Origin of the sequence: Natrinema pellirubrum DSM 15624, assembly GCF_000230735.2 — an archaeon.
Taxonomy (GTDB): Archaea; Halobacteriota; Halobacteria; order Halobacteriales; family Natrialbaceae; genus Natrinema; species Natrinema pellirubrum.
The window spans coordinates 1,479,571-1,491,700 of record NC_019962.1 but is presented as its reverse complement, the minus strand read 5'-3'; the positions used below and the strand labels follow the sequence as shown (position 1 = coordinate 1,491,700).

General features: G+C 65.3%; 10 protein-coding genes. 6 read left to right on the top strand and 4 right to left on the bottom strand.

Features of this window, described 5'->3' with window-relative positions:
• Position 1: 1 nt before the first annotated feature.
• Positions 2-523, bottom strand: a complete 522-nt coding sequence (locus NATPE_RS07280; RefSeq protein ID WP_015298870.1) for an SPW repeat domain-containing protein — start codon at positions 521-523, stop codon at positions 2-4.
• Positions 524-600: 77 nt separating this feature from the next.
• Positions 601-1,839: an NRAMP family divalent metal transporter gene (locus tag NATPE_RS07275; protein ID WP_006179382.1), complete on the bottom strand. Its 1,239-nt coding sequence runs from the start codon at positions 1,837-1,839 to the stop codon at positions 601-603.
• A 480-nt stretch (positions 1,840-2,319) separates the two neighbouring features.
• Between NATPE_RS07275 and psmA the strand changes: the two genes are divergently transcribed.
• The 4 genes from psmA to gyrA all read left to right on the top strand — a co-directional run bounded on the left by psmA (position 2,320) and on the right by gyrA (position 8,308).
• On the top strand, positions 2,320-3,060 hold the full coding sequence (psmA, locus tag NATPE_RS07270) for an archaeal proteasome endopeptidase complex subunit alpha (RefSeq protein ID WP_006179383.1): 741 nt from the start codon (positions 2,320-2,322) through the stop codon (positions 3,058-3,060).
• Positions 3,053-3,754 carry an archaeal proteasome endopeptidase complex subunit beta gene (psmB, locus tag NATPE_RS07265; protein WP_006179384.1) on the top strand — a complete coding sequence of 234 codons (702 nt, stop codon included), beginning with the start codon at positions 3,053-3,055 and terminating at the stop codon, positions 3,752-3,754. Before psmA ends, psmB begins: the two co-directional genes overlap by 8 nt.
• Positions 3,755-3,865: 111 nt before the next feature.
• The gene (gene gyrB / locus NATPE_RS07260; RefSeq protein ID WP_006179385.1) at positions 3,866-5,797 is read left to right on the top strand and encodes a DNA topoisomerase (ATP-hydrolyzing) subunit B; all 1,932 of its coding nucleotides are present in this window, start codon (positions 3,866-3,868) and stop codon (positions 5,795-5,797) included.
• A gap of 21 nt (positions 5,798-5,818) precedes the next feature.
• On the top strand, positions 5,819-8,308 hold the full coding sequence (gene gyrA / locus NATPE_RS07255) for a DNA gyrase subunit A (RefSeq protein WP_006179386.1): 2,490 nt from the start codon (positions 5,819-5,821) through the stop codon (positions 8,306-8,308).
• A 109-nt stretch (positions 8,309-8,417) separates the two neighbouring features.
• Here the strand turns inward: gyrA and NATPE_RS07250 are convergent, their stop codons facing one another.
• Positions 8,418-8,951, bottom strand: coding sequence for an Rrf2 family transcriptional regulator (locus NATPE_RS07250; protein ID WP_006179387.1), 534 nt, complete (start codon positions 8,949-8,951; stop codon positions 8,418-8,420).
• A gap of 164 nt (positions 8,952-9,115) precedes the next feature.
• Positions 9,116-9,802: a metal-dependent transcriptional regulator gene (locus tag NATPE_RS07245; protein ID WP_006179388.1), complete on the bottom strand. Its 687-nt coding sequence runs from the start codon at positions 9,800-9,802 to the stop codon at positions 9,116-9,118.
• Between the two features lie 97 nt (positions 9,803-9,899).
• Here NATPE_RS07245 and rocF point away from each other — a divergent pair, with 97 nt between their 5' ends.
• Positions 9,900-10,820, top strand: coding sequence for an arginase (rocF, locus tag NATPE_RS07240; protein WP_006179389.1), 921 nt, complete (start codon positions 9,900-9,902; stop codon positions 10,818-10,820).
• Positions 10,821-10,927: 107 nt separating this feature from the next.
• Positions 10,928-12,097, top strand: a complete 1,170-nt coding sequence (locus NATPE_RS07235) for an NAD(P)/FAD-dependent oxidoreductase (RefSeq protein WP_006179390.1) — start codon at positions 10,928-10,930, stop codon at positions 12,095-12,097.
• Positions 12,098-12,130 lie beyond the last annotated feature (33 nt).

Below are 12,130 nucleotides of genomic sequence, written 5' to 3'. Positions count from 1 at the left end.
TTCACGTCGCCGTGGGTCGGACGTCGACGGCTCGGCGGCGACGCCGGATCCGGATGGCGCTGTAAATCCCCAGTCCGGCGGCGAGCAGTCCGGCGACGACGTCGATCCAGAAGCCGGGTTCGCTCGTCGTCTCGACGCCGCCGCTGCCGGCACCCAGCAGGAACGGAGCGGCGACGAGCCAGAGGCCGACGAGCGCCACGAGGACCGCGACGCCCATGCTCCCGAACGCCCCATTCGTGCGGCGGACGTAGTTGTACGCGCCGGCGATCGACAGCGTCACGCCGATGAAGACATCGTTCCAGAACTGGCCCGCGGCCAGTTCGAGAAGCAACGCCTGCCCGAGGACCGCGATCCCGGCCAGGGCGATCGCTGCCGACAGCCACGTTCCGCGTTCGGCCCGGTTTGGTTCGAACGGCGTTTTGTCCCCGCCGGTCACCCCCTCGTCCCCGCGGTTGTCGTGTTCGTCGGTTCCATCCTCTCGCCAGGGAGTGTCGGGGTTCTCGGTGCCGTCGTACTCGCTCATGGCCTCGAGATCCACGCCTCGGCGCAAAGAGGCCGCTGCCCGTGTCTGCAGGCCGGACCGGTTCGAGGCCAGCGCCGTCAGAGCAGCCCGGCGATCGAGCGAACGAGCGATTCGGCGGTCACGAGCGACGTCAGGAACATCGCGACCACGGCCGCAAAGAAAATCGCTTGCTCGAGTCGACTCGGCTCGAAGTAGCGCTTGATCGCCGCAAACAGTGCAAGCGCCGTGATCGGCAGCCCGACGACGCCGTTGACGGCGGGCATGAGCAGCGCCAGCCTGACCGGCGTGAAGTCGGTGAACGCGAGGATCGGGATCGCGAGGACGACCGAGAGGCCGATCAGGAAGTGGACGGTCCGGCGGAAGTGCATGTCGCCGAACTGGGTCGTGAGTTCGTACGACTGCGGGACCATGAAGCCGGCGGCGAACAGCGTTCCGGTCGCGCTCGTGAAGGAGGCGGCACCGACCGCGAGGACGAACACCCCGAGTACCCACGGGCCGATCATGTCGATCAGCGGTTCCGCGGGGGCAGTCAGGGTGAGCGTCCCGTCGGGGACGGCCATCGCCGCCGCGATGACGACCGTCGCGCTGAGCGCGACGACGGCCGCCAGTCCGACGGTGTGATCTTTGCGGTAGCGGGAGACGTTCGTCCAGTCTTTCTCGTGTTGCATGCTCGTCTGGATGAAGAAGTTCGGATAGTAGACGGTCGTCCCCATCAGCGCGATGATCATCGTGAGATAGTTCAGATCACCGGATATCGTCGGGACGAACCCCATCGCGACGCCGCCAAGCGCGGGCTGGAGGTTCGCGACGATGACCAGATACGAGGCGAAGATCGCGAGAACGAGCGTCGCGATGACGCCCTCGATGCGGCTGTACACCCGGAGTTCAACGAGCGAGATGCCCAGCGCCGCCATGAGGATTATCCCCACGTACAGGTTCGACAGTGGGGTCAGAAAGACCAGTGCGGCTCCCGCGAGCGCGTAGTTCGCCACGCTCCAGAACTGCATGATGAACGCGATTCCGAGCGCGAACGGTTTCGCCGCCGTCGGGCCGATCACGTCCCTGATATAGTCCATGAGCGGTTCGTCCTTCGCCGCGAGGCGAGCCGACATTTCGTGCATCGTCAGCCCGACGCCGAGTGCCAGCGGCAGGACCCACAACAGGCCGAACCCGAAACTGACGCCCGCCTGTGTCAGGATGTAGACGGACCCGGCTCCGAAAATATTCGCTGCGAAGAGGAGACCGAGCCCGTACTGGTGAACTGTTTGTTTGGCCTTTTCGACAGGAACGTCGACCACGGTACTGTGTTCTTCCATGTGTGGGACTGCTCCGAAAACCGGCAGACGTGTTGCCCGCTCGAGCCAGTCCGGCCGCATCGACTCGCGGCCGGACGAATTGCACCTGTGTACTGTCGCACGGAATGCTGTACCCGAAGCAACGATTGGGATCCGGTTGAGCGGAAAGCTTGAGATAGCAGCCCACCCCTCGCAACGCCGACTCGAGTAATCCGATGTTTACCGATTCATGACGGATCGACCCAGCGTGACGACCTCGAGGGCGTCGGGCTCGGAGCGGCAACGATCGCCGACACCGACCGATCAGCCCGCCGACCCGATCGAGACGTCGTCTCTCGAGAGTCGGCCGACGCCGCCGATCGGTCCCGTATCGGGCCGACCCTCTCGAGTCCCTGCTGGCACCACTTTCTTGGGAGTTCGGGTCGAAGCGGCCGATACAGGCCAAGTTGCCTTCAGAAGAAGGCCTATATATTTCTATCCCTTACCACAGGTGAAGACCAAATGCAAGGACAATCCCAACAGCAGGCCTACGACCGGGGTATCACCATCTTCTCCCCGGACGGACGCCTCTACCAAGTCGAGTACGCTCGCGAAGCCGTCAAACGCGGTACCGCGAGCGTCGGCGTTCGAACGCCCGACGGCGTCGTCCTCGCCGCGAACCGCCAGATCAGCTCGCCGCTCATGGAGCGCTCGAGCGTCGAGAAGATCCACAAGGCAGACGACCACGTCGGCGTCGCAAGCGCCGGCCACGTCGCCGATGCGCGCCAGTTGATCGACCTCGCACGGCGACGCGCACAGGGCGAACAGCTCCGCTACGGTCAGGATATCGGCGTCGAGACGCTGACCCGATCGATCACCGATCATATCCAGGAGTACACCCAGACCGGCGGCGCGCGACCGTTCGGGGTCGCGCTGCTGGTCGGCGGTGTCGAGGACGGCCAGCCGCGGCTGTTCGAGACCGACCCCTCCGGCACCGACTACGAGTGGCAGGCCGCCGCCGTCGGCGGCGACCGCGACGTCATCCAGGGCTACCTCGAGGAGGAGTACCGCGAGGACCTGGACATCGATGCCGGCATCGAACTCGCCATCAGCGCGCTCAACGAGCCCGAAGAGGAGTCCGTCGCGGCCGAAGCGGTCGACGTCGCGACGATCACGACCGAGGACGAGTCGTTCAGTACGGTCGACGACGAGCGCCTCGAGTCGATCGTCGCGGAGATCGACACGGAGGAAAGCGATGAATAACCCGCTCTCGCAGGGCAACGGCGACCCGTCGCCGTACGAGCCCGAACTGGGGTCGCTGCCGAACGGCAGCCAGACCGGCGACGACGGGACGGTCACCAAGACCGGGACGACGACCATCGGCATCACGACCGACGAGGGCGTCGTCATCGCGACGGACATGCGCGCCAGCCTCGGCGGGCGGTTCGTCTCGAACAAGAACGTCCAGAAGGTCGAGCAGATCCACCCGACCGGCGCACTGACGCTGGTCGGCTCCGTCGGCGGCGCGCAGTCGTTCATCTCGACGCTGCGAGCCGAGGTCAACCTCTATGAATCCCGGCGCGACGAGCCGATGCCGATCGAGGCGCTGGCGACGCTGGCGGGTAACTTCGCCCGCGGCGGCCCGTTCCGGGCGATCAACCCCATCCTCGGCGGCGTCGACAGCGAAGGCAGTCACGTCTACAGCATCGACCCCGCCGGCGGTGTCATGGCCGACGACTACACCGTCACCGGCTCCGGGATGCAACTGGCTTACGGCCTCCTCGAGCAGGAGTATGAGGACGACCTCTCGCTCGAGGACGCGAAGTCCGTCGCGGCCCGCGCGATCAAAAGCGCCGTCGAGCGCGACACCGGCTCGGGCAACGGCGTCTTCCTCGCGGAAGTCACCGGCGAGGGCGTCGACATTCAGGGCCACGAGGAGTTCGACGCGGTCATCTAAGCCGCTTCGACGGCAGGTTCGGTTTCGCCGCCGCGATTCACCGGATCCGCGCTCGCGCGCGTACACGTGACTTTTATTAGGGCCGGACCGCTATCCGAAAGCAGGTTTTACATGTCCCAGGAAAGCGAGTACGGAGCCGGGCAGATTCAGGTCTTAGAGGGCCTGGAGGCTGTACGAAAGCGACCGGCGATGTACATCGGCTCTACCGATTCTCGAGGACTCCACCATCTGGTCTACGAAGTGGTGGACAACTCGATCGACGAGGCACTGGCCGGCCACTGCGACGACATCACCGTCTCCATCCACGAGGACGGCTCGGTGAGCGTCGCCGACGACGGCCGCGGCATCCCCGTCGACACACACGAGGAGTACGACCGCCCTGCACTCGAGGTCATTCTGACCGTCCTCCACGCCGGCGGCAAGTTCGACAACAAGTCCTACCAGGTCTCCGGCGGCCTCCACGGCGTCGGCGTCAGCGTCGTCAACGCCCTCTCCGAACGACTCGAGGCCGAGGTCAAACGCGACGGCGGGGTCTTCCGCCACGCCTTCGAAGGCGGCGAACCCGTCGGCGACATGGAGCGGGTCCGCGATATGGAGTCCGACGAGGAGACCGGCACCCAGATTCAGTTCTGGCCCGACACCGGAATCTTCGAGACGGGCGAGATGTCGTTCTCGACGCTGTCGAACCGGCTCCGCGAACTGGCCTTCCTCAACTCGGGCGTTCGCATTACGCTCCGCGACGAGCGCGAGGAGACCGACGACGGCGACGTGGTCTCCGAGACCTACGAGTACGACGGCGGCATCCGCGAGTTCGTCGAGTACCTGAACGAGACGCGCTCGGCGATGCACGAGGACGTCATCTACTTCGAGGACGAGGAACAGAGCATCCAGATCGAGGTCGCGATGCAGGCCACACAGGAACTGCAGGGCTCGATCCACGCCTTCGCGAACAATATCAACACCCGCGAGGGTGGCACCCATCTCACCGGGTTCAAGACCGCTCTGACCCGGACGGTCAACGACTACGCCAACGAGAACGACCTCCTCTCGGACCTCGATAACAACCTCACGGGCGAGGACATCCGCGAGGGACTGACGGCGGTCATCTCGATCAAACACCCCGATCCCCAGTTCGAGGGCCAGACGAAGACGAAACTCGGCAACTCCGAAGTTCGAGGAATCGTCGAGAGCGCCATGCACGAGGGGCTCGGCACCTACTTCGAAGAACACCCCGACACCGCCGAGTCGATCGTCAACAAGGCCGTCGAGGCCGCCAAGGCCCGAATGGCCGCCCAGAAAGCCGAGGAACTCACGCGGCGCAAGTCCGCCCTCGAGTCGACCTCCCTCCCCGGGAAACTGGCCGACTGCCAGACCAAAGACCCCGAAGAGGCCGAACTGTTCATCGCGGAGGGTGACTCCGCGGGCGGCAGTGCGAAACAGGCCCGCAACCCCGACCTCCAGGCCATCCTGCCGATCAAAGGGAAGATCCTCAACGTCGAGAAACACCGGCTCGATCGCATCCTCGAGAACGACGAGATCCGGAACATGATCACCGCCATCGGCGCGGGGATCGGCGACGAGTTCGACATCGAGGACGTCCGGTACAAGAAGATCATCATGGCGACCGACGCCGACGTCGACGGGGCTCACATCCGGACGCTCCTGCTGACGTTTTTCTACCGGCACATGCGCCCGCTGCTCGAGGGTGGCTACGTCTACGCGACCCAGCCGCCGCTGTACCGGATCCGCTATCGCGGCGAGACCTACGACGCGATGACGGAGGCCGAACGCGACGAGATCGTCGCGGAGAAATGCGACGGCAACCCATCGCAGGTCCAGCGGTTCAAGGGGTTAGGCGAGATGAACCCCCAACAGCTCTGGGATACGACGATGGACCCGGACAACCGCATCCTCAAACAGATCACCATCGAGGACGCGGCCGCGGCGGACAAGATGTTCTCCGTCCTGATGGGCGACGCCGTCGAACCCCGCAAGCAGTTCATCAAGGAACACGCGCCGGAAGCCGAGTGGATCGACATTTGAGAGCCGAGGTGAGGTAACTACATGAGTTCAGACGTACCCGATCCGACTGATATCGAGGCGCGAGCGGTAGAGAACGTCCGCATCGAGGACGAGATGGAACAGAGCTACATCGACTACGCGATGTCCGTCATCGCGGGGCGGGCGCTGCCCCGCGTCGAGGACGGTCTCAAGCCCGTCCACCGGCGCATCCTCTATGCGATGCACGAGATGGGTGTCTCGAGCGGCTCGAGCCACCGCAAATCCTCCTCGATCGTCGGGGAGACGATGGGTGACTACCACCCCCACGGTGACAGCGCGATCTACGACACCCTGGTCCGGATGGCCCAGGACTTCTCGATGCGATATCCCCTCGTGGACGGCCAGGGGAACTTCGGCTCGATGGACGGCGACCCGGCCGCCGCACAGCGATACACCGAGGCCCGGATGTCGCCGATCTCCGAGGAGTTGCTCGCGGACATCGAGAAAGACACCGTCGACTTCTCCGCGAACTACGACGACCGCCTGCAGGAACCCGACGTCCTGCCGGCAGCGTTCCCGAACCTACTCGTCAACGGATCCTCCGGGATCGCGGTCGGGATGTCGACGAACATCCCGCCGCACAATCTCGGCGAGGTGATCGACGCGACGATCGAACTGATTGACGACCCCGACGCGACGGTCGAAGACCTGATGGAACACGTCAAGGGACCCGACTTCCCGACCGGCGCGAACATCGTCGGGCGCGACGCGATCTACTCCGCCTACAAGACCGGGCGTGGCCGCCTCCGCGTCCGGGCCGAGTTCGAGGTCGAGGAGTGGAAGAACGGGCGTGAGCGGATCGTCATCACCGAACTCCCGTTCCAGGCCAACAAGGCCCGCCTCGTCGAGCGCATCGCCGACGACGTCAACGAAGGGGAGATCGAGGGGATCTCCGACCTGCGCGACGAGTCCGACCGCGACGGCGTCCGGATCGTCATCGAACTCAACCGCGGGGCAAACGCCGAGGTCGTCAAGAACAAACTGCTCGAGAACCACCTCGAGAAGACCTTCGGCGTCATCAACCTCGCGCTGGTCGACGGCCAGCCACGGGTCCTCTCGCTCAAGGAGACGTTAGAGGAGTACGTCGCCCACCGCCGCGAGGTCGTCCGCCGGCGCAGCGAGTACGACCTTGCGGAGGCCGAGGACCGCGCCCACATCCTCGAGGGCCGGCTGACGGCCGTCGAGAACGCCGAGGACGTGGTCGAACTGATCCAGAACAGCGAGACCCGATCGGACGCAAAGGAGAACCTCCAGGACGCCTACGACTTCTCCGCGGACCAGGCCGACCACATCGTCCGGATGCAACTGGGGAGTCTCACCTCGATGGAGGCCGCGGAGATCAACGAGGAGTACGAGGAGGTCCAGGCCGAGATCGAGCGCCTGACCGCCATCCTCGAGAGCGAGGACGAGTTGCTCTCAGTCATCAAGGAGGAACTCCGCGAGATCAAAGCCGAGTACGCCGACGACCGCCGGACCTCGATCGTCGAGGACGAGGGGACGGTCACCCACGAGGACCTCATCCCCGAGGAGGAGGTCGTCGTCGTCATGACCGAAGACGACTACGTCAAGCGGATGCCGATCGACCAGTTCGACCCCCAGGGACGGGGTGGCAAGGGCATCATCGGCGCGGATGTCAAGGAAGACGACCGCGTCGCGACGGTCTTCCGGGCGAACACCCACGATTACCTGCTCTGCTTTACCAATCAGGGCGAGGTCTACCGGCTCAAGACCTACGAGATCCCCGAGATGGGCCGGACGGCCCGCGGGAAATCCGCGGTCAACATCCTCGACCTCGATCCCGGCGAGGACATCACGGCCATCGTCGACACCGACGCCCTCGAGGACGACGAGTACGTGACCATGGCCACCCGGAACGGCTACGTCAAACGCACCGCCGGCGAGGCGTTCGACAACATCCGCTCGACGGGGATCATCGCCGCCGATCTCGAGGCGGGCGACGAACTCGTCGACGTCGAGGTCACCGACGGCTCGCAGGACCTGGTCATCGCGACCGAGGGCGGGATGACGATCCGCTTCGACGAGGACGAAGTCCGCGCGATGGGGCGAAACGCTCGCGGCGTCAACGGCATCAAACTGCAGGACGGCGATGCCGTGGCCGGACTGGTCGCGACCGACGAAGGCGACGAGCAGGCGCTGCTGACAGTGACCGAGAACGGCTACGGCAAGCGCACACCCCTTTCGGAGTACAGCACCCAGTCCCGGTACGGCAAGGGCCTGATCGACATCAAGACCGGCGAGCGAAACGGGCCCGTGACGGCCGTCAAAGCCGTCTCCGACGACGACCAGCTCGTACTGATGAGCGAACGTGGGCAGATCGTTCGGACCCGCGTCGACGAGATTTCGACCGTCAGCCGGAACACGATGGGCGTGATCGTCATGGACGTCGAGGAGGGCGACGCAGTCGCTGCGGTCGACGACATCCCGGCAGCCGCCGCCGAAACCGGCGACGAACCGGTCGACGCGACGGACTGAACCGGCCGCGACTCGGCGCTGCTCAAGCGGGCGAAAAACGCTGTTTTCGAACCGATACGGCGGAGAGAGCAGACGCTAGATGGACGGAGAGACGGCGGTCGAGTGCCGATCAGTGGGCCGGTTCCTCGGCGGGCGCGACCATGTCGTCGATCCGCAGGATCAGGATGTTGTTCGTGTCGTCCTTGCCGTCGACTGTTCCCTCGATCAGCAGCTTCGAGAGCGGCGTCGGACCGACGGTGACCGAATCGTCCTCGTGGATGTCGCTCAGCGTCCCCTGAATGTGGATCTCAGCCCGGCAGAGTTCGGGGTGGTGAACGCTCGAGAGGTCGATTTCCTCGATGATGGTGGCGTCGACTGGTTCGCCCTCGTGTTGCATCGGGACCGCGGCGGGCTCGTCCATCTGCTGGATCTCGAGTGCCTCGTAGGCGGCTGCAGTGGGCTTGTAGCCACCTTTCGGCCCCGGTACACCCTCGACGAGCTGGAGGGCTTTGAGACTCTGCATCTGGTTACGGATCGTGCCGGGGTTGCGGTCGACCTGTTCCGCGATGTCCTCGCCTTTGATGGCATCTTCGGACTCTTTGTGGAGGTTCGTGAGCGCGCGGAGGATTTTCTTCTGGCTGGGTGTGAGTTCGATGGATGACATAGGTATTTATTCGTATTTGGTTTCCTTAAACCCGGCGGGTGAGTCCGTCGGATTCGTGGGGGAACGTGACGTTTGCACGGGGGACGTGAAGATGTTTCTTTTCGTTCCGCGACGGAAACTAGGTGTCCGTTGGCACGATTCACCGGGAGTCAAACGCTTGCGAACTATCCCTGTGGATCCGGCTCTGCCGGGGTCACGACGCGGACGTGGTGTGCGACCGTTTCGGGCAGCGATACCGGCTCCTCGCTCTCGCTCGAGCGAGCAGTCACCATGCCGAAGGGGGCGACCTCGAGAATCTCGAGTTCGACGCCGGGTTCGACGCCGCGGTCGGCGAGATAGGAGAGAACCTCGGGGTCGCGGTCGGCAACCTCCGCGACGGTGACGATCGCCCCCTCCTCGAACTCGGAGATGGCCTTGCCTGCGGGCCGCTCGGGCGGCTCGAGGTCGGCGCCCGGGATCGGCGAGCCGTGGGGATCGACCGTGGGCTCGCCGAGCGCGTCGGCGACGCGGGCCTCGAAATCCTCGCTGATGTGGTGTTCGAGTCGGTCGGCCTCGGCGTGGACCTCCGACCAGTCGTAGTCGAGATGCTCGGTGAGGTAGGCCTCGAGCAGGCGGTGGTGGCGCACGATCTCGAGGGCGACCGTCTCGCCCTCGTCGGTCAGCGTGACGCCGCGGTACTTCTCGCGGTCGACGAGTTCCCGTTCCTCGAGCTTGTCGAGCATGCTGGTGACCGTCGGCGACGTGACGTCTAACTCCCCGGCGATCTCGGACGTGCGGATCCGCTCGTCGGTCCCGCGTTGGAGCTGGTAGATCGCCTTGAGGTAGTCCTCCATCACGTCGCTCAGCATCATGCTGTCCCGGATTTAGACGGGTCTAACCCTAAACCTGTCGCCCTCGAGAACGCCACGGGATCGCCACGACCAAGCCGGTCGACCCCCTATCGTGGATATGGACCGAACCGTCAGGATCATTGGCGCGCCGATGGACTACGGGGCGAACCGCCGGGGGGTCGACATGGGACCGTCCGCGATCCGATACGCGGATCTGGCCGACCGACTCGCCGAGGCGGACGTCGAACCCGTCGACGACGGCGACCTGACGATGCCCCGGGCAGAAGAACGGGATCCGGACGCCGACCAGCCCACCGACGGGAACGCGAAGTTCCTCCGGGAGGTCGAAGACGTCTGTCGGCGAGTGAGCGACCGCGTCGCGGCGACGCTCGCGGACGGGGAGTTCCCCCTCGTTCTCGGTGGCGACCACTCGGTTGCGATCGGCTCACTGGCGGGGTCGGCACGCGAGGCCGATCTCGGCGCGATCTGGTTCGACGCCCATGCCGACATCAATACGCCCGAGACCTCGCCCAGCGGCAACGTCCACGGGATGCCGCTGGCCGCGGCGCTTGGCCACGGGTCGTTCGGCGAGACGGAGTGGGCTCCCGCCCCCCGGCTCCAGGCGTCTTCGATCGCGTACGTCGGTCTCCGGAGCATCGACGATCGCGAACGCGAACTGCTCCGGGAGAGCGAACTGACCGTCTTTACCATGTCCGACATCGATCAGCGGGGCGTCTCGTCCGTCGTCGAGGACGCGCTCGCTGTCGCGACCGACGGGACCGACGGCGTCCACGTCAGCCTCGACCTCGACTGGCTCGATCCCAAGACCGCGCCCGGCGTCGGCACCCCCGTCCGCGGCGGCGTCACCTACCGGGAGGCCCACGCCGCCCTCGAGGCCCTCTCGCGGCGCGACCGCGCGGACGACGTCCTCAGATCGATGGACGTCGTCGAGGTCAACCCGATCTTGGACGAGGGCAACGAGACGGCGACGCTGGCAGCCGAACTGACCGCGAGTACGTTCGGCAAGCGCATCTTCTGACCGACCAGTCGTCGACGCCCGCTCCACGAAACGAGACGTTTGTCAACATCGTTCGTGGGGCAACCGGTTTCAACAGCTTTGTATCATAGTGTTTCTCAGTATGCCGTATGACTGAGAACGTCGTCGTACTCGGAGCCGGCTACGCCGGAACCGGTGCGATCACGAAGCTCCAATCCGAACTCGGGGGCAACGCGCGACTGACCTGGATCGCCGACGTCGACTATCACCTCGTTCTCCACGAATCCCACCGCGTCATCCGCGATCCCAGCGTCCGCTCGGACATCACCTTCCCCGTCGAGGAGATCGCCGACCCCGCGACCCGCTTTATCCAGGACGAGGTCGTCGGCCTCGACGTCGACGAGCAGGTCGTCGAACTCGAAGACACCGACGACGTCGAGTACGACTACGTTCTCGTCGGACTGGGCAGCCAGACCGCCTACTACGGTATCCCCGGCCTCGAGGAACACTCCCTGACCCTGAAGAGTTTAGACGACGCGCTGGAGATCCACGAAGCGGTCAAAGACGCCAGTCAGGAGGCGACCCGCGGCGAGCCCGCACAGGTCGTCATCGGCGGTGCCGGCCTCTCGGGCATCCAGACCGCCGGCGAGATCGCCGAGTTCCGCGACGAACACCGCGCGCCGATCGAGATCCACCTCGTCGAGGCCCTCGAGGAGATCTTCCCCGGCAACGACCCCGAGATCCAGCAGGCCCTGCGGGACCTCCTCGAGGACGCCGGTGTCCAGATCCACACCGATGACCCGATCACCGAGGCCACTGAGGACCACATCGAGTTCGACGAGGGCGAGCCCCTCGATCACGATGTCCTCGTCTGGACCGGCGGCATTACGGGCCGCGACGCGATGGAGACCGCCGACCTCGAGAAGGAACACAACCGCGTCAACGCGAGCGCGAACTTCCAGACTTCCGACGAGCGCGTCTTCGCCATCGGCGACTCGGCGATCATCGATCAGGGCGACCAGCCCGCACCGCCGACGGCACAGGCCGCCTGGCAGGCCGCCGAAGTCGCCGGCGAGAACATCGCCCGCGCGATCCAGAACCGCCCGTTGAAGACCTGGGAACACGAGGACAAGGGGACCGTCATCTCCGTCGGCGACGAAGCCGTCGCCCACGAGGTCAAGCCCGCCTTCGGCATCTCCCTGCCCGTCGACACCTTCGGCGGCATCCCGGCCAAGAACTTAAAGAAGATGATCGCCGCCCGCTGGATCGCCGACATCACCTCCTGGAACGAGGCCCGCAAGTCCTGGTCGTCGTTGTAACTCGGTTTCGACGCCCCGACTCCGAGAGTCCGT

What these genes read in the sequence shown, in the direction of transcription:
- rocF (WP_006179389.1), top strand. Translation starts at nt 9,900, where the DNA reads ATGGACCGAACCGTCAGGATCATTGGCGCGCCGATGGACTACGGGGCG.
- psmB (WP_006179384.1), top strand. Translation starts at nt 3,053, where the DNA reads ATGAATAACCCGCTCTCGCAGGGCAACGGCGACCCGTCGCCGTACGAG.
- psmA (WP_006179383.1), top strand. Translation starts at nt 2,320, where the DNA reads ATGCAAGGACAATCCCAACAGCAGGCCTACGACCGGGGTATCACCATC.
- NATPE_RS07245 (WP_006179388.1), bottom strand. Translation starts at nt 9,802, where the DNA reads ATGATGCTGAGCGACGTGATGGAGGACTACCTCAAGGCGATCTACCAG.
- gyrA (WP_006179386.1), top strand. Translation starts at nt 5,819, where the DNA reads ATGAGTTCAGACGTACCCGATCCGACTGATATCGAGGCGCGAGCGGTA.
- NATPE_RS07250 (WP_006179387.1), bottom strand. Translation starts at nt 8,951, where the DNA reads ATGTCATCCATCGAACTCACACCCAGCCAGAAGAAAATCCTCCGCGCG.
- NATPE_RS07235 (WP_006179390.1), top strand. Translation starts at nt 10,928, where the DNA reads ATGACTGAGAACGTCGTCGTACTCGGAGCCGGCTACGCCGGAACCGGT.
- NATPE_RS07275 (WP_006179382.1), bottom strand. Translation starts at nt 1,839, where the DNA reads ATGGAAGAACACAGTACCGTGGTCGACGTTCCTGTCGAAAAGGCCAAA.
- gyrB (WP_006179385.1), top strand. Translation starts at nt 3,866, where the DNA reads ATGTCCCAGGAAAGCGAGTACGGAGCCGGGCAGATTCAGGTCTTAGAG.
- NATPE_RS07280 (WP_015298870.1), bottom strand. Translation starts at nt 523, where the DNA reads ATGAGCGAGTACGACGGCACCGAGAACCCCGACACTCCCTGGCGAGAG.